25 protein-coding genes are annotated in these 25,690 nt (G+C 52.2%); 22 read left to right on the forward strand and 3 right to left on the reverse strand.

Annotated elements, in window-relative coordinates; genetic code table 11:
* Window positions 1-27: 27 nt before the first annotated feature.
* From atpG to EVJ34_RS10100, 9 genes are all read left to right on the forward strand, one after another.
* Window positions 28-885: an ATP synthase F1 subunit gamma gene (gene atpG, locus EVJ34_RS10060; RefSeq protein WP_131485489.1), complete on the forward strand. Its 858-nt coding sequence runs from the start codon at window positions 28-30 to the stop codon at window positions 883-885.
* Between the two features lie 34 nt (window positions 886-919).
* Window positions 920-2,338, forward strand: a complete 1,419-nt coding sequence (gene atpD / locus EVJ34_RS10065) for a F0F1 ATP synthase subunit beta (protein ID WP_021066140.1) — start codon at window positions 920-922, stop codon at window positions 2,336-2,338.
* Between the two features lie 28 nt (window positions 2,339-2,366).
* Entirely contained in the window at window positions 2,367-2,777 is a 411-nt protein-coding gene (locus EVJ34_RS10070) for a F0F1 ATP synthase subunit epsilon (protein ID WP_021066141.1), read from the forward strand.
* 172 nt (window positions 2,778-2,949) lie between these two features.
* Complete coding sequence (locus EVJ34_RS10075; protein WP_131485490.1) at window positions 2,950-4,146, forward strand: EAL and HDOD domain-containing protein; 1,197 nt, start codon at window positions 2,950-2,952, stop codon at window positions 4,144-4,146.
* A gap of 200 nt (window positions 4,147-4,346) precedes the next feature.
* Window positions 4,347-4,565, forward strand: a complete 219-nt coding sequence (locus EVJ34_RS10080) for a DUF1146 family protein (protein ID WP_114165150.1) — start codon at window positions 4,347-4,349, stop codon at window positions 4,563-4,565.
* Window positions 4,566-4,808: 243 nt separating this feature from the next.
* Window positions 4,809-6,110 carry a UDP-N-acetylglucosamine 1-carboxyvinyltransferase gene (gene murA / locus EVJ34_RS10085; protein WP_131436378.1) on the forward strand — a complete coding sequence of 434 codons (1,302 nt, stop codon included), beginning with the start codon at window positions 4,809-4,811 and terminating at the stop codon, window positions 6,108-6,110.
* Between the two features lie 77 nt (window positions 6,111-6,187).
* Entirely contained in the window at window positions 6,188-7,174 is a 987-nt protein-coding gene (mreB, locus tag EVJ34_RS10090; RefSeq protein ID WP_131436376.1) for a rod shape-determining protein, read from the forward strand.
* A 148-nt stretch (window positions 7,175-7,322) separates the two neighbouring features.
* Window positions 7,323-7,427, forward strand: a complete 105-nt coding sequence (locus tag EVJ34_RS16010; protein ID WP_131436374.1) for a DUF4275 family protein — start codon at window positions 7,323-7,325, stop codon at window positions 7,425-7,427.
* A complete protein-coding gene (locus EVJ34_RS10100) occupies window positions 7,428-8,189 on the forward strand; it encodes an SDR family oxidoreductase (RefSeq protein WP_131436372.1) in 762 nt (253 codons plus the stop codon).
* A 133-nt stretch (window positions 8,190-8,322) separates the two neighbouring features.
* On the opposite strand, the gene EVJ34_RS10105 is transcribed toward EVJ34_RS10100, so the two are convergent.
* A complete protein-coding gene (locus EVJ34_RS10105; RefSeq protein WP_131485491.1) occupies window positions 8,323-9,102 on the reverse strand; it encodes a response regulator in 780 nt (259 codons plus the stop codon).
* Window positions 9,083-10,894 carry a sensor histidine kinase gene (locus tag EVJ34_RS10110; RefSeq protein WP_131485492.1) on the reverse strand — a complete coding sequence of 604 codons (1,812 nt, stop codon included), beginning with the start codon at window positions 10,892-10,894 and terminating at the stop codon, window positions 9,083-9,085. Before EVJ34_RS10110 ends, EVJ34_RS10105 begins: the two co-directional genes overlap by 20 nt.
* A 181-nt stretch (window positions 10,895-11,075) precedes the next feature.
* On the opposite strand from EVJ34_RS10110, the gene EVJ34_RS10115 reads away from it, so the two are divergent.
* The 4 genes from EVJ34_RS10115 to EVJ34_RS10130 all read left to right on the forward strand — a co-directional run bounded on the left by EVJ34_RS10115 (window position 11,076) and on the right by EVJ34_RS10130 (window position 15,853).
* Complete coding sequence (locus EVJ34_RS10115) at window positions 11,076-13,007, forward strand: sensor histidine kinase (protein ID WP_131485493.1); 1,932 nt, start codon at window positions 11,076-11,078, stop codon at window positions 13,005-13,007.
* Between the two features lie 119 nt (window positions 13,008-13,126).
* Window positions 13,127-13,900: a flagellar hook-basal body protein gene (locus EVJ34_RS10120; protein WP_131485494.1), complete on the forward strand. Its 774-nt coding sequence runs from the start codon at window positions 13,127-13,129 to the stop codon at window positions 13,898-13,900.
* Between the two features lie 11 nt (window positions 13,901-13,911).
* On the forward strand, window positions 13,912-14,691 hold the full coding sequence (locus tag EVJ34_RS10125; protein ID WP_131485495.1) for a flagellar hook-basal body protein: 780 nt from the start codon (window positions 13,912-13,914) through the stop codon (window positions 14,689-14,691).
* Window positions 14,692-14,755: 64 nt separating this feature from the next.
* On the forward strand, window positions 14,756-15,853 hold the full coding sequence (locus tag EVJ34_RS10130; RefSeq protein ID WP_236636688.1) for a glycerate kinase family protein: 1,098 nt from the start codon (window positions 14,756-14,758) through the stop codon (window positions 15,851-15,853).
* Window positions 15,854-15,880: 27 nt separating this feature from the next.
* On the opposite strand, the gene mscL is transcribed toward EVJ34_RS10130, so the two are convergent.
* A complete protein-coding gene (mscL, locus tag EVJ34_RS10135; protein WP_131485496.1) occupies window positions 15,881-16,258 on the reverse strand; it encodes a large-conductance mechanosensitive channel protein MscL in 378 nt (125 codons plus the stop codon).
* A gap of 206 nt (window positions 16,259-16,464) precedes the next feature.
* Between mscL and EVJ34_RS10140 the strand changes: the two genes are divergently transcribed.
* The 9 genes from EVJ34_RS10140 to EVJ34_RS10180 all read left to right on the forward strand — a co-directional run bounded on the left by EVJ34_RS10140 (window position 16,465) and on the right by EVJ34_RS10180 (window position 25,679).
* On the forward strand, window positions 16,465-16,716 hold the full coding sequence (locus EVJ34_RS10140; protein ID WP_029594701.1) for a DNA-directed RNA polymerase subunit beta: 252 nt from the start codon (window positions 16,465-16,467) through the stop codon (window positions 16,714-16,716).
* A gap of 13 nt (window positions 16,717-16,729) precedes the next feature.
* Window positions 16,730-17,152 (forward strand): 3-hydroxyacyl-ACP dehydratase FabZ, encoded by a 423-nt coding sequence (gene fabZ / locus EVJ34_RS10145; protein ID WP_131436363.1) that lies wholly within the window; start codon window positions 16,730-16,732, stop codon window positions 17,150-17,152.
* A 12-nt stretch (window positions 17,153-17,164) separates the two neighbouring features.
* Window positions 17,165-17,614, forward strand: coding sequence for a hypothetical protein (locus EVJ34_RS10150; protein WP_131485497.1), 450 nt, complete (start codon window positions 17,165-17,167; stop codon window positions 17,612-17,614).
* A 97-nt stretch (window positions 17,615-17,711) separates the two neighbouring features.
* Window positions 17,712-19,451, forward strand: coding sequence for a methyl-accepting chemotaxis protein (locus EVJ34_RS10155; RefSeq protein ID WP_131485498.1), 1,740 nt, complete (start codon window positions 17,712-17,714; stop codon window positions 19,449-19,451).
* Between the two features lie 63 nt (window positions 19,452-19,514).
* Window positions 19,515-20,564 (forward strand): C45 family autoproteolytic acyltransferase/hydrolase, encoded by a 1,050-nt coding sequence (locus tag EVJ34_RS10160; protein WP_131485499.1) that lies wholly within the window; start codon window positions 19,515-19,517, stop codon window positions 20,562-20,564.
* 110 nt (window positions 20,565-20,674) lie between these two features.
* Window positions 20,675-20,953: a hypothetical protein gene (locus EVJ34_RS10165; protein ID WP_201739687.1), complete on the forward strand. Its 279-nt coding sequence runs from the start codon at window positions 20,675-20,677 to the stop codon at window positions 20,951-20,953.
* A 134-nt stretch (window positions 20,954-21,087) separates the two neighbouring features.
* The gene (locus EVJ34_RS10170; protein WP_161568904.1) at window positions 21,088-23,625 is read left to right on the forward strand and encodes a sensor histidine kinase; all 2,538 of its coding nucleotides are present in this window, start codon (window positions 21,088-21,090) and stop codon (window positions 23,623-23,625) included.
* A 3-nt stretch (window positions 23,626-23,628) separates the two neighbouring features.
* A complete protein-coding gene (locus EVJ34_RS10175; protein WP_131436355.1) occupies window positions 23,629-24,312 on the forward strand; it encodes a response regulator transcription factor in 684 nt (227 codons plus the stop codon).
* A gap of 125 nt (window positions 24,313-24,437) precedes the next feature.
* Window positions 24,438-25,679, forward strand: coding sequence for an MFS transporter (locus EVJ34_RS10180; RefSeq protein WP_131485501.1), 1,242 nt, complete (start codon window positions 24,438-24,440; stop codon window positions 25,677-25,679).
* The last annotated feature ends 11 nt before the right edge of the window (window positions 25,680-25,690 follow it).

Genomic DNA, 25,690 nt, shown 5'->3' on the forward strand with positions numbered 1-25,690 from the left:
GAGCGTCTATTAAGGTGGTGAATCGAAATGGCATCATTACGTGAGATCCAGATGCGGATCACCTCGACCCAAAGCACGAAGCAAATCACGAAAGCGATGAACATGGTGTCGGCCTCGAAATTGAACCGCGCTCAAGGGAGCAACGCCAACTTCAAGCCGTACATGACCAAGTTGCAAGAAGTCATCTCGTCGATTGCCGGCGGTACTTCAGGCGCAACACACCCGATGCTTCAAGTCCGTCCCGTCAAACGGACCGGCTATATCGTCATCACGTCAGACCGCGGACTTGCTGGTGGATACAACGCCAGCGTCCTTCGTGACGTGTATCGCGAGTTGAAAGCCAAACACGGTTCAACAGACGAATACCGTCTATACGTGATCGGGAAGGTCGGCGTTCAGTTCTTCAAGGCTCGTAACATTCCGGTGTACAGTGCCATGACAGGCTTGAACGACCAGCCAACATTCGTTGAAGTCGCAGAGATCGTCAAACAGACGGTCGGCGCGTTCAGTGAAGGCGAGATTGATGAATTGAAGCTCTGCTACAACTCATTCATCTCTGTCATCAGCCAAGAAGTGAAGATCGATCGATTGCTTCCGCTTGGGAATATCGAACAGACCGCATCTAATGTGATGTATGAATACGAACCAGAAGAAGAAACGATCTTAGCAGCGCTCCTCCCGCGTTACGCGGAAGGACTCATCTATGGCGCGCTCCTCGATGCGAAAGTATCGGAGCACGCGGCTCGGATGACGGCGATGTCGAACGCGACAGACAACGCGGATGAACTCATCCGTGGACTCAAGCTCAAGTTCAACCGCGCGCGTCAAGCGGCGATCACACAAGAAATCACAGAGATTGTCGGAGGTGCGGCTGCGCTTGAATAAGCGCACGCCCTCTAGATTGTAGGAGGCTAACACGATGAACGAATACGGCATGAAAGGCCGCGTAGTCGCAGTCATGGGCCCAGTTATCGACGTTAAGTTCGACAACCACTTACCGAACATCTACAACGCCCTTAAAGTCACGCACGTGGCTGAATCGGCGCAAGATGTCAGTGTCGACTTGACGCTCGAGGTGGCGATTCACCTTGGAGATGACACGGTCCGTACGATTGCGATGGACTCAACGGACGGCGTTCGCCGCGGCATGGAAGTACTTGACTTAGGTTCACCGATTTCAGTACCGGTCGGAGAAGAGACGCTCGGTCGTGTCTTCAACGTACTTGGTAACCCGATTGACGATAAAGAAGTGTCACCGACTGTCCGTCGGTCACCGATTCACCGTCTCGCACCGACGTTCGATGAGTTGTCGACAAAAGTTGAAATCTTGGAAACAGGAATCAAAGTCGTCGATCTTCTCGCACCATACATCAAAGGTGGTAAAATCGGCCTCTTCGGTGGTGCCGGTGTAGGGAAAACCGTTCTCATCCAGGAACTCATCAACAACATCGCGCAAGAGCACAGCGGGATTTCTGTATTCGCAGGAGTCGGTGAGCGTACGCGTGAAGGAAATGACTTGTTCCACGAGATGACGGACTCAGGCGTTATCAAGCAAACGGCGATGGTCTTCGGTCAGATGAACGAACCACCGGGCGCGCGTCTTCGCGTAGCCTTGACGGGTCTTACAATGGCTGAATACTTCCGCGATGAGCAAGGACAAGACGTTCTTCTCTTCGTCGATAACATCTTCCGTTTCACACAGGCAGGTTCGGAAGTTTCGGCCCTTCTCGGTCGGATGCCATCTGCCGTAGGTTACCAGCCAACACTCGCAACGGAAATGGGTATGCTTCAAGAGCGAATCACGTCGACAGCGAAAGGATCGGTTACATCGATCCAAGCCGTATACGTACCAGCCGATGACTATACTGACCCGGCTCCAGCGACAACGTTCGCTCACCTTGATGCAACGACTAACTTGGAGCGTCGTCTTTCGGAGATGGGGATTTACCCAGCCGTTGACCCGCTCGCATCGACTTCACGTGCTCTCTCGCCTGACATCGTCGGACCAGAGCACTACGAAGTAGCCCGTAACGTGCAGCAAACGCTTCAGCGTTACAAAGAACTTCAAGATATCATCGCAATCCTCGGTATGGACGAGTTGTCTGAAGACGATAAGCTTACGGTTCACCGTGCCCGTCGTATTCAATTCTTCTTGTCACAAAACTTCCACGTGGCTGAGCAGTTCACAGGCCAAAAAGGTTCGTACGTACCAGTTAAAGAGACAGTTCGCGGCTTCAAAGAGATCCTTGATGGTAAACACGATGATCTTCCAGAAGATGCATTCCGTCTCGTTGGTCCAATCGAAGACGTCATCGAAAAAGCGAAGACGTTGGTCTAAGACCTACACGGAAGGGGGAAACTAGACGATGAATACTCTTCACGTCAACGTCGTCACCCCGGATGGTGCAGCCTATGAGGGCGAGGCACGGATGGTCGTCGCAAAATCGGTGACTGGTGAACTCGGTATCTTACCGAAACACATCCCGATGGTGACACCGCTCGATATCTCAGTTCTCAAACTGCGCCACGAAGATGGTGGACGCACGCTGATCGCACTCAGCGGCGGTTTCATGGAAGTTCGTCCCGACACGGTGACGATCTTAGCTGAAACAGCCGAAATGGCGGATAAAATCGACTACGACCGTGCTTCTGCGGCGAAAGTTCGTGCCGAGCGTCGTCTTCAAGACACGAAGCTCTCGGATCTCGAATTCCGCCGTGCGGAGCTCGCGCTCAAAAAAGCGATCAACCGCTTGAGCATTCGCGATATTAAAGAATAACCGACATCTCTCCTGTAGCCGCAGGAGAGATGTTTTTGTTTATCCACCGAATGAATCACGTTCCTTCTATATATAGGTCCAAAGTATCAAAAGTTTTACGACCAAATAGTGGAAGATAGGCCACGTTTATCCGATAATAGAGGTGGGAACTACGGTAAAGGAGCTAAAGGGAATGAAAGTTTATGTGGCACGCCAACCGATCTTTGACCAAAAATTACGTGTCTGTGGCTATGAACTGTTGTATCGCCGCAGCGAGAAAAATATATTTGAACATGTCGACGACGCCCTTGCGACTGCCGACGTGATTCACAACGCCTATCTCGTCTTTAACTTTCGGGAGTTGACAGAAGGGACGCGGGCGTTCATCAATTTTCCGCAAAATTTGATTGAGAGCGAAGTGCCAGCCTTGTTGCCGCGGCAGACACTCGTCGTTGAAGTACTCGAACACGTCGAGCCGACGGAAAAAGTTTTGGCGGCGTTACGTTCGTTGCGCCGTAAGGGGTATACGATCGCCTTGGATGACTTCGTGTTCGAGGAGAAGTATCGACCGCTCATCGGACTCGCTGATATCATTAAAATTGATTATCAGGCGACACCGATTGACCAACAGAAGCGGTTGATCGATGCGCTCGGGCATCGCGTCGAATTTTTAGCGGAGAAGATTGAGACACCGTTCGAATATGAAATCGCTAAGAACCTCGGCTATCACATGTTCCAAGGTTATTTCTTCAGCCGGCCGACGGTCGTCCACGGTGCCGAGGTTCATCCGCTCCGGCACACGCTCGTCGAAGTATTGAAAGAGCTCGATGCACCGGAACCGAACTTCCGCCGCATCGCCAGTCAAATCGAACGGAGCGTCGACTTGTCTTATAAGATGCTGCGCTCGGTCAATACGGTCTATCAAAAAGGGCGTCACACGATTCAATCAATCGAGCAAGCCGTCGCCCGAATCGGTCTTGATGAGATGCGGCGCTGGTCGTATTTGATGCTGCTTCGTGAACTGCAGACGTCCGAATCAAAAGAGTTGATCAAACAGAGCGTCATCCGCGGCAAGATGATGGAGCTGATTGCTGCCGAGACATTGCCGCGCATGACAGCGTTCGATGCGTTCATCACCGGAATTTTCTCGTCGCTTGACGTCATTTTAGACGAAGAGATGCAGTCGCTCGTCTCGGAGCTTCCGGTCGAACCGGTCGTCAAAGCAGCGTTACTCGGAGAAAGCAACGAGTTGCGTGGCTTGCTCGAGATGGTTCTCGCTTACGAGCAGTTGACGGTGCCTGTCGAGGAGACCGCGCCGGACTTGTCATCTTACTATGTCGAGGCGATTCGATGGAGTCAAACGTATGATGGTGAAATGAATAATGTTTGAAATGTTGAAGGGACGTCAATTACTGTACTAAGGCCATGCGCCGGTTGACGTTCCTTTTTTTGTATGCGGTTTATGGAGAGAAAGCGAGTTGATCGGATGAACCCATTCCACCACTCACTTCAATGCTAAGTCTTTTTTTCTCTGACGCGACATGCTATGATTAAAAATGGTACGAATTTTTGAAAAGAGGGGAATCGTCGATGCTGAACACCGTGTTATCGCTCGTCATTTACGTCGTTGCGATTTACGTCGCTTGGTGGGCACTCATGCCGGTCAAATGGGACCGCGTGCTCAATCAAGTGAGGAGTCCGCAAGCAGCTGTCTTGCGCGTCCTCGTGGCCGTCGTCTTCGGTTCACTAATCGCCCAGTTCTTTTTGGAGTATATCCGATTGGCCCAGGCGCTCGCACCATTACAGTAGGCGGGAGAATGATTACTAAACTGTAATCCTGCTGTAACGTTTCCTATATGTTTATCGTGTAGGATAAATTCGTCTGACATGACGAATTTTCATCAGAATTTTATGAGTGCTATTATTAATTTTATTCTCTCTGGTGAAGCGTCACGTTTTACAAACCATCCTAGTAATCGACATAACCACATCCGGTGACGGATATCGACGTATAAAACAAAAAAACAACGAAGTTGGAGGACAAAGAGAGATATGAAGGATTTGATTGTAGTCCGTGGAGGACGTAAATTGTCAGGTACTGTGCGTGTTGAAGGAGCTAAAAACGCCGTACTCAAAACATTGGTTGCCACTCTTTTAGCAAGCGAAGGAAAGTCGGTACTTCAAAACGTACCACGCCTCGCTGACGTGTACACGATTAACAAAGTTCTTCGTCACCTCGGTGCAGAGGTTGCGTTTGACGAAGCAAATAACGAAGTCACTGTCGATGCGTCGGGCACAATCAAAGACGAGGCGCCGCTTGAGTACGTCCGCAAGATGCGTGCGTCAATCCTTGTCATGGGTCCTCTCCTTGCTCGTCTTGGACATGCGCGTGTTGCGATGCCAGGCGGATGCTCGATCGGGTCACGTCCGATTGACCTCCACTTAAAAGGATTCGAGGCTATGGGCGCGAAGACGGTCATCGGCAACGGTTTCGTCGAAGCTTCAGTCGACGGTCGTTTGAAAGGTGCGAAGATTTACTTGGACTTCCCATCTGTGGGCGCGACAGAAAACATCATGATGGCGGCAGTCCTCGCTGAAGGGACGACTGTCATCGAAAACGTCGCCAAAGAACCTGAAATCGTCGACCTTGCCAACTTCTTGAACGGTATGGGCGCACACGTCCGTGGTGCCGGCACAGAAACGATTCGAATCGAAGGCGTGGATAAACTTCACGGAGCTGAGCATTCCATCATCCCTGACCGCATCGAAGCTGGTACGTTCCTCGTTGCTGGAGCCATCACAGGCGGCGACATCGAAGTCATCGGTGCTGAGCGCGAGCACCTTCGTCCGCTCATCTCGAAGATGGAAGAAATGGGCGTCAAGTTCGAGGATACGTCAGAAGGGATGCGCGTCATCGCACCGGACGTATTGAAACCGGTCGACGTGAAGACGATGCCACACCCTGGTTTCCCGACTGACATCCAAGCACAAATGATGGCGCTCGTCTTGAAAGCAGGTGGCACATCAGTCATCACGGAAACCGTGTTCGAGAACCGCTTCATGCACGTGGAAGAATTCCGCCGTATGAATGCAGACATTAAAATCGAAGGACGTTCAGCGATCATCAAAGGCGGCGTTCGCCTCCAAGGTGCTGAAGTCGTCTCGACCGATCTTCGTGCCGGTGCCGCGCTCGTCCTCGCTGGACTCATCGCGGACGAAGAGACACGCGTCGGCGATCTCTATCACATCGACCGTGGCTACGTCGACTTCCACAAGAAGCTTCAAGCACTCGGCGCTGACATCGAACGGATTCAAGGAAACGTTGAAGTTGCCGAAGAAATGGTCAAGAACTAATTTATAGACTCATAGGAGCGAGGAGAGACTCTTCTCGCTCTTTTCAATGAAGTAACGAACGGAGGAACCTACACACCATGTTTTCAAAAGATATCGGGATTGATTTAGGAACAGCAAACGTCGTCATCCACGTCAAAGGTCGAGGCATCGTCCTCGATGAGCCATCCGTCGTTGCCATCAAGCGTTCGACAGGGAAAGTGCTCGCTGTCGGGACCGAAGCGTATGAGATGGTCGGCCGTACGCCAGGCGACATCGTCGCCATCCGTCCACTGCGTGATGGGGTCATCGCTGACTTCGCGACAACCGAAGAGATGCTTCGTCATTTCGTCGAGAAAATCCAAGTCCGCGGTTTCTTTGGCGGAATTCGTATGCTGATCTGTACACCGGCGAACGTGACACCGGTCGAAGCAAAAGCGATCCGTGAGGCGGCTGAAAAGGCCGGTGCGAAAGAAGTCTTTCTCGCCTTAGAGCCGAAGGCAGCAGCGGTCGGTTCGGGTATGGATATCTGGAAGCCGGTCGGACATATGATCGTCGACATCGGTGGTGGGACGACAGACGTTGCCATCCTTTCGATGGGCGATATCGTCTGCGGCGAAACGATTAAAATCGCTGGAGACCGTTTCGATACGGATATCCTCCGCGCCATCAAGGACAAGCATAAGCTCGTCATCGGTGAGCGGACAGCCGAGCAAATCAAGAAAGAGATTGCGACGGTCTTCCCGGGCGGCCGCAACGAGACGATGGATATCCGCGGTCGCGACATGGTGCGTGGGCTTCCACGTACGGTAACGATCACGTCTGAAGAACTCCGTGAAGCGATGGCCGAGTCGGCGAACGAAATCGTCGAAGCGACGAAACGCGTTCTTGAGCAAACGCCTCCGGAACTCGCGGCCGACATTATCGACCGCGGCATCATCATGACAGGCGGCGGCTCGCTCCTCCACGGCATCGATCAGCTCGTGGCCGAGCGTGTCGGGTTGCCGGTCATGATCGCCGAAGAACCGACGCTCAGCGTCGCGCACGGCACGGGCATCATGCTCGAGCACTTGGATCGGTTGAAGTAATATCATCTAAAGGTACGGCGTCTGTGGGCGTCGTGCCTTTTTTGTGTCCAAAACTGTTCGAATTTCCTGGAATTGGATAGACTGAAGAAGGGAGGGATGTAGATGAATCCATTGATCGATCGCCTGACCGCGAGGGGGTTATGCGGATGTGTATATCGTCGACCCAGCCTATACATGGACGTTTGTTGTTCCGCATGAAGCGGACTGGGGCCCATACTTCCTCACTAAATCAGGTAGAAAAGGGGATCATTGAATGACACGACCCATTACACTCATCACCGGTGTTAGCCGGACACAAGGTATCGGAGCAGCCGTCGCCAGAAAACTCGCTGCAGCAGGGCATGACTTGTATGTGACGCATTGGAGCCCGTTTGATGGGACGGAAGGCGTCGGGGCCGAACCAGACTTCATTGACGGTTTCGTCGACGAGTTACGGGCATCAGGAGCCCGCGTCGCACATGAAGCGTACGATTTAGCGTCTGGAGACGTAGAAGGGCTGCTCAATCGCGTCGAGGCTGTGCTTGGGACTCCGAGCCGTTTGATCAACAATGCGACGTATGAGCGACATGTGAGCGTCGATACGTTCACGATGGAGACGCTACGTCGTCATTATCTCGTCAATAACGAAGGGACGCTCGGTCTGACGTTCGCCTTCATCGAACGATATAAACAGGCCGGGCATACGGACGGACGCATTCTGTTTATGGTATCCGGGGGAGCGGATGCATCCAATTTGGCCTATATCGCCACGAAAGGTATGTTGATTGCTATCACGCCAGCACTGGCCAATGGAGCAGGACAGTACGGGATTTCCGTGAATGCGCTCGACCCAGGACCGACCGATACGGGTTGGATTGATGACGCGCTCCGTGAGCAACTCATACCGGTATTCCCACATGGACGCGTCGGCACACCTGAGGACACGGCCCGCTACGTCGCTTTTCTCATGGGGCCGGACGGGGCGTGGGTCAACGGACAACATCTTCATGTCGACGGGGGCTTCGTCGGACGTTAAAAAGAGCTTGTCCCATAGATAGGGACAAGCTTGGGTTGTGAACGAACCGATTCGCCAAACAGCGAGTTGGTTCGTTTTTTGTATTTGATGAAAGGATGAGCGTATAAGATGATGTTGGTCGACAAGCTCTTTTTCAATGCCACGTATAGTCTTTATCGACAAAGAGTCGGGCAGCCAAATCCGTTTGTGGGAATGGCTTGCGCTTTGCGTCCAACCAATCATGGTAATCGCATAGACAGGCGTCGTCCAAGTGAAGCGAATACCCGTTGTTGATCGTCTGGACCGAGATACTCAAATCGTACTCGGCAAGCGTCTTCTTTAACCGATAGACAAGATTATAGACGTTATGGAGCGCCCGTTGCGGCTCGTCGATATCGGGATAAAGGGTTTCGGCAATCAACCACTTGTTAACGACTTTATCGCGATGGAAAATCAAGTAGGCGAACAGTTCCTCGGTCTTTTGCGTCGGCCATTTCACGAGGTCACCGTCTTGCGTCTTGACCGAGAAATGATCGAGACATTGAATCGTACACGTACGGTGATGGTCGATCGACATGGTCTCCGTATACCGTTTCAAGACACGGGGGACGAGGTCATGAATCATCTGTTCGGTAATCGGCTTGAGCAAATAGTGCGTCGCCTGTAGGTTGAACGCCTCGATTGCGTATTGGCTATGCGCCGTCGTGAAGACGACTTGTGTCGTCTCAGGCAAGTGTTTGGCAAAATCGAGACCGTTCATTTGGGGCATCTCGATATCAAGAAAGACGAGGTCGACTTCTTGATTTGCGAGAAATTCGAGTGCTTGGAACGGATCTTGGAACGACCCCATCCATTTCAAGTTCGGTTCGGCTTGGATGAGGCGTTCCATCATCCTTAAAATATGGTGTTCATCTTCAATCAAGATCGTGCGCATGTTGCTCGTTCATCCTCTCTCGTTTTGGGAGTCGGATATGCACATGCGTGCCGACTCCTGGTTCAGAATTTAATTTAAACGTGGCACCTGGTATGAAGTCGATCCGATTCTTGACGTTCGGGATGCCAATTCCGTTCGATCGTCTTAAGTGAGGTGCCGGGTTGAACCCGATGCCGTTGTCGGCGATTCGGATCTCAATTGCGTCATCTGAAGATTGTACTGATAGCATGAGTCGTTTGATACCTGTTTGTTTCATCAACCCGTGTTGGACCGCGTTCTCAACGAGCGGTTGCAATAACAATGGTGGGATTGAGGCGTTGAGGACGGATTCGTCGATATCTTTCGTGATGGTGAACGCGTCATTGAAGCGCGTCTGCTCGATCATCAAATATGAATCGATGACGTCGAGTTCTTGACCGAGTGAAATATCGGTCTCGGTACGTCCGTTCTCGAAAATGAAACGGACATACGTGCTCAAATGACTGAGCAAACGTGCCGCCTCGGTCGGCGCCGTATAACAAAGCGCAATCACGTTCCCAAACGTGTTGTATAGAAAGTGCGGCTTGATTTGGGCGTTGAAAAATGAAATCTCACTCTGTTTTGCGAACGTCTGCACTTCTCGTTTCTGTCGCTTATCCGTCGACAAGTGAATCGGGAGCAAGGTGAACATGAGCAAGAAGTAAATGAGCGACATGACGCTCGTATACAGCTCTTGATTCGGATGGTCAATCAGAACGTTAATCAACTGTCCGACATAGCCGATGATAAGTGAAATCGTGAACACGAGAAACTCGAACGGATAGCCGTCGTCTTTTCGTTCGAACAGCCAATTGATGTTCAGCCCGGTCCAGAAAAACGTGATGAACAGGACGTAAACCCAAGGGAATTGGTCAAAGGTCGCGTGCGCATCTTCAGGCAGCACCAAAGCGATCAAACTGAACGCATAGAGCGGGTAGGATGCGTATTTCAAAAAGTGCCGAAACGGGACACGTTCGAGACGTAACGCAAAGTTGATTAACATCGCGACGCTCAGGAGTGCCGTCATCAAATTTAACTTATGGGCGAACACGTAAGACATCATAGGGACGATTTCGAATACAATCATTTGATCACTCGTCATAAGCGAGACACTGACGAGGAAAAAGAACGCAGCCCCATATAAATAGAGGGATTCCTTGCGGTGGAACAGCCAAACGATTGCGTAGAATGAAAAAATGAGGAGCGAGATGAGGATGATCACGAACTCATAACTGAAGTATTGATTATGGTAGGTCATCATATTGCTCGTTGGACCGATGAGAAGACTATCGGAAATACCAGTCGAGAGCTCATTTGTCTCAGCCGTTTGAATCGTCAAACGAAACGTCGGCGTACGCGTATCCAAAAGAACGAGATAGGCATGCCGAGGGTCTTCATCTGTCGATGCATAGACCGGTGAGACAGTTTCTCCATCAATGAGGAGGTTGACGTGTGGGTGGTTACGCGGTACACGCAAAGCGTATTGACCGGCTGGAAGTGAAATGTCAGCTTCATAGGTTGCCATTTTATGTGGTGTCACATGTGGGATTTGTCGATAAGACTCGCGGTCGACTCGCTCGAGCAGGCTCGATTGAAAGCGCCACGTCCCGTCGAGACGCATGAGTTGTTCAGTCACACGAGAATCGGTCAAATCGGCCGTTCCTTGTGTGACAGTGACTGAGTCGTCGATCGTCTGTCCGCGCGTCAAGGCGTAGCCGCCTGCGAGCGCGAAGAAGATCATCAACACGACCAGCCCAATCGATTTAGGGGTCATCTGCATATTCCCTTCGTGATTTGTGAGTTTCTTGTGAGAAACGAACGATATACTGACACTAATCGTTCACATATAAACGTGACGAATGTTTTCTTATCGTACACGAAACTGACTTTTTTGAATAGCCGAACATACTGACTTATCCAATCTGACAATCCCCCGATATGAAAGAAGGCCACATATGAAACGCTGGATCGAACAACGAATTAGCCGCCAAGTGCTCACCGTGTTTTACGTATTGATTGCCTTAATCACGTTGACGTCACTCGGCACATACTTTTATACCCAACAGGCGATCCGCGAAACGACAGTCGAGCTTGAACGCATCAGTGAACAACGATCGCGGGCGACCGATTTGTTTGAGACATGGCAGTCGATGCAATACGAGATGCGAGGGCACGTCTTGCTCGGAGAAGATGCGTTACTGGCTGAAGTCAAACGAGCCCAGGACCGAATCGACGACCAGACGAGCTGGTTCGAACAAAACGCTGTGACGAGCGAAGAGACGACGTTCGCGGACGATGCGCGGTTGCTTTTTACCATCTATACGACCCGGGTCATGCCTGGCCTCGAGCGTTACGTCGTCGCTAAAGCGAACGGAGAGGTCGATGAGCCGTTCTTACAGATGGCAACGGTCGGCCAACTCATGCCGAGCAACGCATCATCGAATCAGACGCGATTCAAGTTAAATTCAAATAGTGCGGCAGATATGAGCGCGAGCATTGTCGACATGGAATCCGTGTTCACGGACTATCGGTCCGACCTCGACTTTCAAGAGACGGGTTTGCGCGAGCAACTGTCCGAACAGCTCGCGAAAGCCCAGTGGATGTGGTTGCTCATCCTACTCGGTGCTTTGTTCATTCTGTTCATCAGTTTGCAACCGTATATCGTTCGTTTGACGAAACAGCTTGAGGCACTCATCACTAACAGTGAACGGCTCGCAGTCGACCCGCATGCCACGCTCATTCCAATCAAACCACTCCAAAACGAGGTCGGTCAACTGTCGAAATCATTCACGGAGATGTCGGGCTCATTGATTCACCAGCACGATGAACTTGAGAAAGAACGCGAGAAGACGGCCCGGATTCTCCATACGATGCGAGATGCCATCGTCTTTGTCGAAGTGGACACGAATCAACGCTTCGCCAACGAGGCGTTGTTCGATTTGTATGACCAACCATTTCCATTTGGAGACCGTCAAAGCTTATATCCGATTGATGCGTTTTACGAACCGTTCATGGATCAAATTGATGACAAAGACGGTCTCAACCGGTTCACACACCGGGCGAAGAACTGTGGAATCTTCGATGAGACGTTTACGTATTCGATGCAAGGGGGAAGACGTATCGTACGGATGTACGCTGAACCGATTGAACTGCAGGACGAACGTTTCGGCGTAATGTTTGTGTCGCGGGACGTGACGAAGGAGATTGAAGTCGACCGCTTGAAGACGGAACTCGTCGCAACGGTGTCTCATGAGCTTCGCACGCCGCTCACATCGATTCTCGGCTTTACCGAACTGCTTGAACATCGTCACGTCGACGAAGAGAAGCGGAAACGCTATTTGAGCATGATTCACAGTGAGACGACGCGGCTCGAGCGGCTCGTCAGCAACTTGCTTGATGTTCAAAAAATGGAGGCCGGTAAAGCGGAGCAAGACTTCAAAGTCGAGAGTTTATTCGAACTGTTGTCGGACGTTCTCGAGATTCATGCCGGTTCGACCGAGTTGCATGCGTTCCATTTCGATTGTGATGAAACGCTTCGCGTCTCAGGAGACCCGGCGCAACTGCGCCAAGTATTCTCAAACATCTTGAACAACGCCATTAAATATTCACCCGACGGCGGAAATATCGCCGTCAACGTCTCGTGCGAGGACGATGTCATCCGGATCGCCATCGAAGACGAAGGCATGGGTGTGGCACCCGCAGATGCCGAACGATTATTTGATAAGTTTTACCGTGTCCAGAACGAGCAGAGTCGCAATATTGGAGGCACCGGCCTCGGACTCGCCATCTGTAAAGAGATTATTGAATCGCACGGTGGGACGATCAGCGTCCGTTCGGAACTTGGAAACGGGACGACGATGATGGTCGAACTTCCGATTGTCGCTTGATGCAAAACCACTTCACGGCGAAGTGGTTTTTTTAGTTTTTTTCAAAAAACGGTGAATGAAACGTTCATTTGGTACGATATACAGAGTGAAGACTTTGAACGATGAAAGGAAGACGAACCATGCTACGCGGATTATATACAGCGGCGGGCGCGATGAACGCGCTCCAGCGCCAACAAGAGATTTTGAGCAATAACCTCGGTAACGTCCGGACGCCTGGATTCAAGGCGTCAAACGGCGTCGTCCGTTCGTTCCCAGAAATGTTGCTCGCCCAAGTAAGTAACCCCGGCAATGCGCGCTCGCGCGTCCAAGGTGAGGTCGGCACGTTATCGACCGGCGTTTACCTGCAAGAGACGATGCCCCGGTTCTCGAGCGGGAGTATCTCGGAGACGGGAAGCCCGACCGACGTATATATGAAGGTGCCGGTTGATGCGACGGGTGCTGCCATGTTCGCCGTTGAACAGAACGGCGAGACGCTCTATACGACGAACGGCCGCTTCGCGGTCGATGAGGAGCGCTTCTTGCGCTCAGCGGACGGTGGGTATATTCTTTCGGACGCCGGCGAACGCATCCAGTTGCCGTCAAGTGAGTTCACGTTGTCGGTCGATGGTCAAATCACGTCGCTCGGTCAGAACGTGGCGACACTCGGAGCCGTCCAAGTCAATGATTTAGCAACGCTTGAGCAGGTCGGGAATGACTACCGGGTCAACGGAGACGCTCCACCCGCTGCGAACGTCCAGTTTCAACAAGGATTTATCGAAGAGGCGAACGTCGACCTTGATCGGACGATGGCCGACTTGATGACGACGTACCGCCAGTTCGAGGCGAACCAAAAAGTCGTCCAAGCGTATGACAAGAGTGCCGAGCGGGCCATTGAGATCGCTCGGATTCGTTAAGGAGGAAGCCCATGCAATCGATTTATAACTCGGTCTCGTCGCTCACCCAGCTTCAGCGTCAACTCGACGTGACGGGCCATAACATCGCCAACGTCGATACGGCCGGCTATAAGCGGGAACAGACCCATTTCGCCTCACTGTTGTCACAGGCGTACGACAATCAACCGCGTGCCGAGCTCGAAGTCGGACGCGACACGCCGAACGGGATTCGCATCGGGGTCGGCGGTCATGTCGCCGATATTAGCCAGCAGTTCAATATCGGCCAAATCCGTAAGACCGACCGCGGCCTGGACGTATTCTTGAAAGCGAGCCGCCAGTTCTTCGCCGTCGAGACAGAGAACGGTGTCGGACTGACTCGGAGCGGGAATATGCAGCTGTCGGTCGGTGACACGACGACGCTCGTCGATGTGAACGGGAACGCCCTCCTTGGTGCGGACGGCAATCCGATCGTCATGCCGAACGAGGCGACGGCGCACCGTGTCCGTCAAGACGGGATGGTCGTCGCTAGCGTGAACGGCGTCGAACAAGAATTCGGACGTCTCGATATCGTCGAGGTGCGCAACACGTCAGCACTCCGTCCGCTCGGCGACAACGTCTATGCGGCCGACTTGGCGGCTGACGTCGACCGTCCGCTCGGCAATCTGTTGATGGAAGGGACGCTTGAATCGTCGAACGTCGATTTGACGAAAGAGATGACCGACATGACAATCACGCAGCGTGCGTATCAGATGAACTCGCGGGCGTTGTCGATGAGTGACCAGATGATGGGACTCGTGACGTCACTTCGTTAATCACAGACCGTTCTTCCTCGGAAGGGCGGTTTTTGCGTTACACTGAATAGGAGGAGGGATGGACATGCGAATTGGCGTGGCGATGGATTCGTTCAAAGGATCATTGACAAGCGTGGAGGCGAACCGAGCCGTTTCTCGGGCGCTCGCTGGGCACGACGTCGTCGAGGTACCGATCTCAGACGGTGGGGAAGGCTTTTTAGATGCGTGGTTGCTGACACATCCGGATGCCGAAATCGTCACGCAGGACGTCATGTCGCTCGACGGGACGTTACGAACAACGCGTTACGGGTGGCTCGAGGCGGGACGAGAAGCGGTCATCGAAGTGGCCGAGGCGTCCGGGCTCACACTCGTCGATACGCTCGACCCGTGGCGCTATAGTTCGTACGGAACGGGTTTGCAAATCCGGCAAGCGCTCGAGCGTGGGGCGACACGCATTACCGTCGGACTCGGGGGCAGCGCGACCGTCGACGGAGGAAAGGGATTGCTCGAGGCACTCGGTGTCCGCTTCCTCGATTCAATGGAACACGTCATTGAACCGTTCCCACATCAGCTCGAACGTGTCGTACGAAGCGATTGGTCACAACTGATTCCAGAAGCGCACCATATCGAGTGGCGCATCGCCTCGGACGTGACGAACCCACTCCTTGGACCAATGGGGGCGGCCGCCGTGTTCGGACCCCAGAAAGGATTGGTCCCGCAAGACGTCGCGAGTTACGAGGAACGACTTTCCGCATTCGCCCGTTGTTTCGAACGCGACTTGACCACGCGGCCTGGGGCAGGTGCGGCCGGAGGCGTCGGCTTCGCGCTCTATCAGCTCGGTGCCTCATACGTGAGCGGCATTGAAGAAGTCATACGTTGGTCGAACCTGGAGGAGAAGCTGCGCACGGCCGACTGGTTGATCACCGGGGAAGGCCGGTTCGATGAACAGTCACTCCACGGGAAAGCGCCATACGGGTTGGCGCGTCTCGCCCACACACACGGGATTCCGACGCTCGTTTTCGCCGGGCAAACAGACTTGGTTGCGGTGCCAGAGGTCGGTATCAAGGCCGTGTTCCCAATTGTTTCCCGGGTGATGACGCTCGAGGAAGCGATGCAACAAGCGGAACGACACCTCACGAATGCCGTCAGCCGAGTGATGTCGATCCTCGACAAAAACGCCTGAACCGACTTCGGTTCAGGCGTTAACACGTTATGGACGCTCTTTTAACAAGTCACGGATTTCAGATAGGAGCTGCTCTTCACGCGACAGTTCCGGTTCGGGTGTCTCTTCGACCGCTTTCTCACGTTTCAGACGGTTCAATGTTTTGACCATCATGAACAAGGCGAAGGCGATGAGGAAAAACTTGATGACTTCTTGTAGGAAGTTCCCGTACGTCACGTTCACGCCGAGCACCGACACCGCGAGCGTCGAGAAGTCGATCCCGCCGATGAGGATGCCGAGGAACGGCATGAAGATGTCGTTGACGAGCGACGTGACGATGGCCGTGAAGGCGGCCCCGAGGATAAAGGCGACGGCCAGGTCGATGACATTGCCTTTGATTGCAAACTCTTTGAACTCTTTCCACATAAAAATAAACCCTCCTAAATGATGAATACTCTTACGGTAGCACAGCATAGATGGAAGCGGACAGTATTTTTCACATAAGCGTCGCCCTTGCCCTAGGCCGGGCGCTTGTTCGACGTATGGTAGATACGTTACACTTAGAGAGAACTCATGCTACGGTTTTATTACCTGGTACTAATATGTTATAATTAATTCAGCTGAAAGGATGTATGGACGTGGCGAACGAAGAACAAAACGGCTCGGAACAGACCGAGTCTAAAGAGCGGACGGAGCGGAAACGATTATCGAACCATCGACGTTTCCCAATCTTGTTACGCGTCATCGTTGTCCTGTTGTTGGCTTTCGTGATGCTTGCGATTGGGGCCATCATCGGGTACAGCGTGATTGGCGGAGGCGAGTGGAAGGACGTGTTCAACATCGACACGTGGCGCCATATCACCGATTTTTGGCTAACATCATAAGGGTGGTGGAACCATGTACACGATTGAACAGATTAAAGAAGTGATTCCGCATCGGTACCCGTTTTTGCTCATCGACCGAATTCTTGAAGTCGAAGAAGGCAAACGGGCCGTTGGATTAAAGAATGTGACGGCGAACGAAGAGTTCTTCAATGGACATTTCCCAGACTATAACGTCATGCCTGGCGTGTTGATTGTCGAGGCGCTCGCGCAAGTCGGGGCGTTCGCGATGCTCAAGCAAGAGTCGAATCGCGGCAAGCTCGCGTTCTTCGCAGGCATCGATGGATGCCGCTTCAAACGTCAAGTCGTCCCGGGTGATCAATTGCGCCTCGAGGTCGAGATTTTGAAAGTGCGCGGACCAATCGGTAAAGGGCGCGCCGTGGCGACAGTCGATGGAGAAATTGCTTGTGAAGCAGAACTCACTTTCGCCTTGAAGTGAGGAGAGAACGAGATGCGCGTATTGGTGATTGCCTTGATTCTCGGATTGGCGGCCATCGTCGGTTGTCAACAAGTACAAGAGGACCCGGCCGAAGAAAACGTCGTGTTCGAGCAGGACGTCGATGATGCGATGATCGACAAACGGGCCGGTCAATCAGAATCGATTGCGGTCTCGCTCGAGCGGACGAACAGCTCGACGATGCTGTTCACGATTCGGATGCTCGAAGACCGCCGTCTCGATCCGACGACGATCATCAGTTATGAAGTCGACGGCACCCGTGTCCCAATCCCGTTCGGGGAACTTGTCGCTGAACGCGAAGGGGACGTGCGGACGTACGTCTATCAAGCAGATTTGAACCCTGACCTATTCGTCACCGAGACACTCCCCCTCTTCCATATCGGAGAAGAAGGCGAGGCCGAGGTCTCGATGCCGCTCGAGGTTGTGGATTCGACAAATAAATGAACAAACGGATGATTTTTGTCGAAAATCATCCGTTTTTTTGTGGACTCTTTTCGCCAGTCGTCCGATATAGGAGGTAAGGACGAATGGAGGGAACCACATGAAACGAAACAAACCACAGTCACTGCAGACACGCATTTTGGCGATGATGTTGGCGTTCATCACGCTGCTGATCGTCACATTCGGCGTGTTGCAGTACGTCAGCACGAAGCATACGGTGCAGAGCTCGATGCAGGCGGTCCTGTTGGCGGACGGGGCTCGCATCAGCGAGGCAATCGACGCGGAAGCGTATGCGGCTTTTTTACAGAATCCGACGAAAGATGAACAGTTCGAGCAGTTTCGGGAACAGCTCGACACATATCGGACGCAAATCGGGGCGATGTACGTGTACACACTCGCAGCTGACGGCGAAGAACTTCAAATCATCGTCGACGGCATGAGCGCGTCGGACGCCGTCGATATCGGCACACCGACGACAGCGACGTCATTCGCGGACGCGAGAGCGGCGTTTGAAGGTGGGACCGTCACGACACCAATCGTCGAAGACCCGGAATACGGGGACTATATGACCGTGCTCGTTCCAATCAAACAAGGCGGAGAAACCATCGGCGTCCTCGGAATCGACAAAGGGGCGAGCGACATCGCCGCGGTGACGGAAGACGTGCTCCAAGAGAGCCTTCCGCTGATCCTCATCGGGCTCCTCATCTTGCTTGGGATCGCCTCGGTCATCATCTGGCGTTACCTCGGCTGGAAACTCCGTCCGCTCCGTGAGCTCGAACGCGTCGCGACCTACATCGCGAGTGGCGACTTGGCGACGGCAGCTCGTGAGATGGACAACATTCAGTTGAAGGCGAACGACGAGATCAAGCGGCTCACCGCTTCGATGGATCAGATGACGAAGATGCTCCGTGACTTGATCTCTGGATTGCAGTCGTCCGCTCAGACGGTGCGCGATGAGAGTGGCAACGTGGCGAGCATTTCAGAAGAAGTGAACGATGCCTCGCGCCAAATCGCGTTCACGATGGAAGAAATCGCGGGCGGCGTCGAGAACCAGAGCGTTCTCACAATGAAACTGTACGGACACATGAACGAGTTCTCGGGACTCGTCGACCAGACGACACAAGACGGAAGCGGTGTGAGCGAACAAGCGGAAGTCGTCAGTCGCGTGACGGCCGAAGGGCTCCTCCTCATGGAGGATGCCGTCGGCAAGATGACGAACATCCATCTGCAAGTACGCGAGTCGCAAGGCCAAGTGAACGACTTCGAGCAACAGGCGGACGAAGTGACGGCGCTCGTCACGATGATTCGTCAAATTTCGGAACAGACGAACTTGCTCGCCTTGAACGCGGCCATCGAAGCGGCCCGTGCTGGCGAACATGGGAAAGGTTTCGCCGTCGTCGCTTCCGAGATTCGAAAGTTGTCGAACAGTGTGGCCCGGTCGGTCAGTGAGATCTCTGAAATCGTCGGCAGCGTCAAACGGAACTCAATCGCGCTCGGTGAGACGTTCACGGACAGCATGCACGCCGCCGAGGACGGCAAGCGGACGCTCGAAGCGACGAAGCGTGCCTTCAATGAGATCGAGCAGAGCGTGCGCGAGATGCAGCGCCTGACGAAATCGATGCAAGGACAACTCGGACGCGTCAAGACGAATCAAGACGACATCAAACGCGGTCTGTCGGACATCGCGTCCATCTCGGAAGAGAGTACGGCCGGCAACGAGGAAGTGGCCGCCTCGACCGAACAGATGTCGGCGACGAGCGAGACGATGAACCGGCTCGTCAAAGATTTGTCGCATACGGCCGAGGACATGCAGCGCATGAGCCGACAGTTCAAGTTGTAAACAGTCTCAAGTCAGACAGACCTCCGTTGCGTCCGTTATACTAGGCGCAAGGGAGGTTTTTGCATGCAACGTGTCTCTAGTGAACTCACACAATTCCGCGGCAGTCATTACGACTTTGGCCGTTTTCAAGGTACTTATATTAAGCGTAGCAAACTGCTCGAGAACCGGACCGACCAGTGGAAGCTCCGCGTCCCGCGCTTTGAGATCGACGAGCGCGAGGCGAAGCAGGCGTTCGACCGGTTCGCTCCGAAGATTTGGGAGGAACTGCTCGGTCTGCAGGACGAGCTCGAGTTGACGCTCGCCGACACGCTCCTTCACTTCGGTCATTTCCGGGTCAATAATCCGGTCAGCGGCTGTTCGATTTTGACGGGGGACAACTTCCTCGTCCGCAACTACGACTATCACCCGATGACATACGACGGACGCTATAACGTGTTCCAACCAGACGAAGGCTACGCCGTCATCGGGCCCGTCTCGCGTGTCACTGGCCGGATGGACGGGATGAACGAGAAAGGGCTCGCCATGGGTTATAACTTCATTAACCGCCGGCGGCCTGGAGATGGGTTCGTCTGCCAGATGATCGGCCGAATTATTCTCGAGACGTGCGCCACGGTCGAAGAGGCGGTCGATCTGCTGCAAGAGATTCCACACCGCGGCTCGTTCACGTATGTCGTCCACGACAAGTCGTCGAAGACACGCGTCATCGAGGCGACACCGCGCGACATCCGTGTCCGCGAGTCGAATATCTGCACGAACCATTTCGAACTGTTGCAGCACGAGAATCGCTACCATCTTGATGATTCAACACGTCGGATGATGGAAATCAAGATGTATCAACATATCGTCCAGGACGCCGAGAGTGCGTTCCGGCTCATGAATGACTCGGACAAGGGCGTTTTCTCGGAGCTGTACAAGAGCTGGGCCGGTACGATTCATACGGCGGCCTACTTCCCGGAGACGCTCGAGACGTGGTTCGCCCTAGGCGGCGACCGCGACCCGGTCATCTTCGATTTTCAGGAGTGGCTCGACGGCAAGGACTTTGAGTTACATGCCCTCGACGGAGAGATCGCGACCGATATCGAGTTCGCGAACACGGTCCAACTTTGGCGATAACACAAACAAGCAGCGACACGGCGTCGCTGCTTGTTTTCATTCGTTTGACGCACGTCAGGCCGCACTGTTTTCCGTAAAACCGGGAATACAACAAACAGGAGGGATTTATGATGAAACGAATCGGATTACTAGCTATCATGCTCAGTTTGATTGTCGTCCTCGGCGGCTGTGTGCCGGGCGACGGGACGTACACGACCGACCCGGCCGGCTTCTTTTGGGGCGTCTGGCACGGGTGGATCGCACCGGTGTCACTCGTTTTAGGACTATTCAATGACACATATCGCGTCTACGAAGTGAACAACACCGGTTGGTTCTACGATTTAGGTTTCTATATCGCCATCATCAGCGGGTTTGGTGGCGTGGCGGTCACACGAAAGAGCCGGGGATAAGTCAAAAGAGTTGGCCATATATGGTCAACTCTTTTTTTGTCACGGCATCGCCATAACAAAAACATAAAAAAAGCGGAGGAATATCTAAAAAAAGTATAAACCGTGCTACTCTTTTTTTATAGGTGGTGATGAACATGATGCGGCAGATTCGAGCGATGCGAGAAACGTTTAGAGGCAGACTATTATTTGATTTTATCTTACTAATTCTCGTCTCGGGCCTATTCTCGCTGTTGATTTATTTGGCGGACACGGTCCAAAACGTGAAAGAAGAGTTCGCGCAACAAGACATCGCGACGAAACAGATGCAATCGATTGTGTACGACTATATCGAGCAAAGTCGCCAAGTCATTCAAACGGCTGCGGTCAATATCAGTTTATCTCGGGAGACGGGCGCATCGGTGGAGTGGGAGCAAGCGATGCTCGACAACATCAAACGCCATAATTCAAGATTTGAAAATTTGTACATTGCCGATTCATCGGGTCAGACGATCGCCTTCTCTCCGATGACGAATGAGGATGGGGTCTCGAACATTGGATTGGATTTCAGCAATCGATTTTACTTCGAACGGATTCAAACGAGCGAGACGACGTATGTGTCGCACGTGTTTCAAGGAAGAGGCGGGAGTCGCAAACCGCTCATTGTCATTGCGACTCCCATTTTTAATGAACGAGAAGAGATGGAAGGATACGTGTTAGGTGCACTCAACCTAGAAGGGATTGGCGAGACCCTGATTGATAACAATTTTAACGAGTTACAATACCCGGTCGTCGTCGATGATCGCAATCAAATCGTCTTTCATCCAGACGACTATCCGTTGACAAAAGTGAAAGCGATTGCAACGAATCCGAGTGAGTCGGGAGATCCGCTTTGGGGCAATGTGTGGCGTGTGTACGATGAGGAAACACAACAATCACAACTTGCCACGTATGCAGAAGTCCCGACATATGAGTGGACGGTATGGATTGCGCGTCCTGTGAATAGCATCATATCCGCCATCGCCAAAACGTTACTCCCGAATACTATTCTGTTTTTAATCGTAGCAATGATTATGCTCGTGCTCGGATTGGTATTGTCACGAAAACTCAATCAGTCGTTAGCCGACTTCGTAAATCAGACCGAATTGATGGTCGACCGTGCCGAGGCACCGGATGTGGTAACCCATTTGACTTCGATTCAGGCTCCAAAAGAAATCATTGGACTGGCCAAACAATTTGCCGTGATGGCGGATGATGTCCGGGCGGGACAAGAAAACTTGAGACGATTGAACGAGGAACTCGAGAAAAAAGTAAAAGTGCGGACGCATGAATTAGAGCAAAATAATCTAGAGTTACAGGCGCTGAATCAATTCATGACGTCGTTCCGTCATGCACCGGACACGATTGCGCTTGTCCAGAGCACGTTGCGGGAGGTATCTGCCATCTTGCCATATCCGTTGTTCGTCTCGCTACCGGACCAGGTGATCTCAAAAGATGCGATTTTATCGCAAGAGAGCTTGTATGAATTTATCGAGACCCAGCAAGACGCCTACCGGTTTCAAGTCAATGCGCTGTATTACGGGGGACAGGCCAGTGGCATGCTTCTCGTCGGGCTGACGATGAATCAGACGATTTCGAAGCGGGAAGACATTTTTCTCCACACGTTAGCGGACGCATTCTCGATGTTACTCGACAATAAGCTTCTCGTTGACGAGACGACGAAGCAAAATGCGTTATGGCATGCGACGTTGAGCAGTATGTCAGAAGGTGTCATCGTCTTGAATGAGGCGGGGGAAATCGAATATGTGAACCGTTTTATGGAAATTTATTTTGATCTGCACGCATCGAGCCGTGCTGACGATTGGCAGCAACTCATGGATGAACATATGGTGGGGAATGCGCCGCTGCGCTTATTGCGAGACGAGCAGATTTTCCAAGTCCAACCGTTCTCGGTCGTCGATTCCTCTGATTCGATTGGACAAGGCTATATCGTACGAAACGTGACCAGGGAAGTCGAGATCGACCAGCTGAAGGACAATCTGATCTCGCTCGCCTCACACGAGTTCAAAACGCCGCTCACGAACATTCGCGGAAGCGTCGAGACGTTGATGCGAGAAGATGTGACGTGGGAAGACTCATTCCGTCATGAATTGTTGCAAGGGATTCAAGAAGACTCCCAACGAATCCGTCAACTGATCGACGATTGGCTCGACATCACGAAAATCGAATCTGGCAACTTCCCGGTCGAGATCGAGGCGGTCCTGTTGAAACCTTATGTCGAAGGCATCATTCATGAACTTCAAATTGATACGTATACGACTTATCATTTGCAGGGACCAGCCGTCGTCGAAGTCGACTTCAATCGATTCCGACAAGTGCTCGTCAACTTGCTGACCAACTCGGTTCGTTATAGTGACGGTCCGCCAACGATTCAAATTCGGACTTACGAATCTGACAACACATGGACCCTCATCCTCGAAGATCAAGGGATCGGCATTCGCCAAGATCACTTGGAACGGATTTTTGACCGTTTTTATCAAGTCGAAATGAAGTCGACGCGACGTAAAGGCGGGACCGGGCTTGGTTTGGCAATCTGTAAAGGAATCATTGAAGCCCATGGCGGAAAGATATGGGCGGAGAGTGAATTGGGTCGAGGCACTCGATTCTATATTGAGTTACCGAAAGGAGAAGAATAAATCATGCAGACGATTGCGATTGTAGAAGATGAGAAGAAAATCGCGCGATTCGTGGCAGCCAATTTATCGTCGCTCGGTTACACGGTCCATGATTACCCGGACGGCTCGTCTTTTTTAGAGGATGTCGAGCGCCGTCAAATTGATTTGGTACTGCTCGATATCATGATGCCGCATATGGACGGTTTTGAGGTTTTACGCCGTCTCCGCACCGTCTCAGACGTCCCGGTCATTTTACTGACGGCGCGGAGTCAGGCGAAAGATAAAGTCGACGGGTTGAATTTAGGAGCAGATGATTATTTGACGAAGCCGTTTGCGTTGGAGGAGTTGTTTGCTCGGGTGAAAGCTGTGCTCCGGCGTTCGAGCGTGACCGAAACGCGCGACAATACGGTCGAGATCAAAGGGGTAGAAATCGATCGCTTGCGAAATCGGGTGTTTCACCAAGGACAAGAAGTCAAATTGACTCAAAATGAATTTTCTCTTCTGTTAGAGCTCGTGAAGCATTTAGATCAAGTCGTCCAACACCGTGAGCTGCTTCAAGCCGTTTGGGGACCAGAATATGGGGGAGAAGTGGAATATTTGCGGGTCACGATCGGTCGGATTCGTAAGAAATTAAAATCGGCCGGAGCGATGGGGGCGGCCGATCAACTGAAAACGTATCCGGGCATCGGATACGCCTTACTCTCGTAAGCGCCTTAGGGCGCTTTTTTTTATGGAATTGTTACGGAGACCCTCTTTCTGTTTATGCGTTTCTTATGGGGTGAGACGTAAAGTAAACATGTAAGCGATACCAAAAATAGAAAGGAAGTAACCCCATGAGCACATCCCCAGTCTCTCAACCCGTTTTAGAGGCGAAGAAAGAACGCATCCCGTATTGGTGGAAAGTCGTCGCCGTCTTTTTCTTAGGTTGGATGTTTATGTATGCCGACCGGACGATCTTGAACCCGGTCATGCCGAACTTGGCGCAAGAATTCGGATTGAACAACGCACAACTCGGTTTGATCAACAGTGTCTTCTTCCTCACGTACGCTATCGCCCAAATTCCTTCCGGTTCACTCGGCGATAAGTTTGGACGTAAACGCATTTTAGTGCCTGGTTTTATTCTATTCGGACTCTTTACCGGTATCACCGGACTCGCTACAACCTTTCTCTTATTCATGATTGCCCGGGCAATCACAGGACTTGGAGAAGGAACCTACTACGGTCCGCAATATGCGCTATCATCGGAAGCGATTCCGAAACAATTTTTGACGATTGGAACGGCCATCATCAACAGCGGGATGGCACTTGGTATTTCGCTCGGTTATATCTCATCGAGTTACTTGACGCTCGAACTCGGAATGAGTTGGCGGACACCGTTTTACTTCATGACGATTCCAACAATCTTAACCGGAATTTTGATTTGGTTCGTCGTCAAAGAGAAGAGACCGGAACGTGTCGAAAACACGGCCGATAAATCTGACTTCAAAATCATGAGCCTATTTAAAAATCGCAACTTGCTCGCAACGTTCGTCATGGTCTTCTGTTCACTTTACGGCTTCTTCATGATCCTCACGTGGCTCCCGCAATACCTGCAAGTGGAGCGTGGTTTCCAAGGAAGCGATGTCGGTTTCATCTCGTCACTCGTCCCATGGGCGTCTATCCCAGGTGCGTTATTGATCGGTTACCTGTCGGATAAGATGGGCAAGAAAAAACCACTCGTATTCGTACTTGTGCCATTATCGATCGCATCAATCTTAGCAGTCGTCTTCGTCGAGAGCACACCGCTCCTGTTCACGGCGCTCATCATCTACGGATTGACTGGGAAGTTAGCGCTCGATCCGGTCCTCCTCTCATTCGTAGCGAACAACGCTCCGAAAAAAGTGTACGGAACCGTGTTCGGTGTCTATAACTTCGTCGGAATGACGTCGTCGATTTTGGCCCCTTACCTCACGGGATATTTGGTCGACCAATCTGGATCGATGCAAACCGGATTTTACTTGGCAGCAGTCTTACTCGTCATCGGAATGATCGCGATGCTGTTCACAAAAGAAACCGTCAAACCGACGGAAGCATAAGGAGAGAACCG

Source organism: Exiguobacterium sp. SL-9 (genome assembly GCF_004336985.1).
In the GTDB taxonomy this organism is placed as follows: Bacteria; Bacillota; Bacilli; order Exiguobacteriales; family Exiguobacteriaceae; genus Exiguobacterium.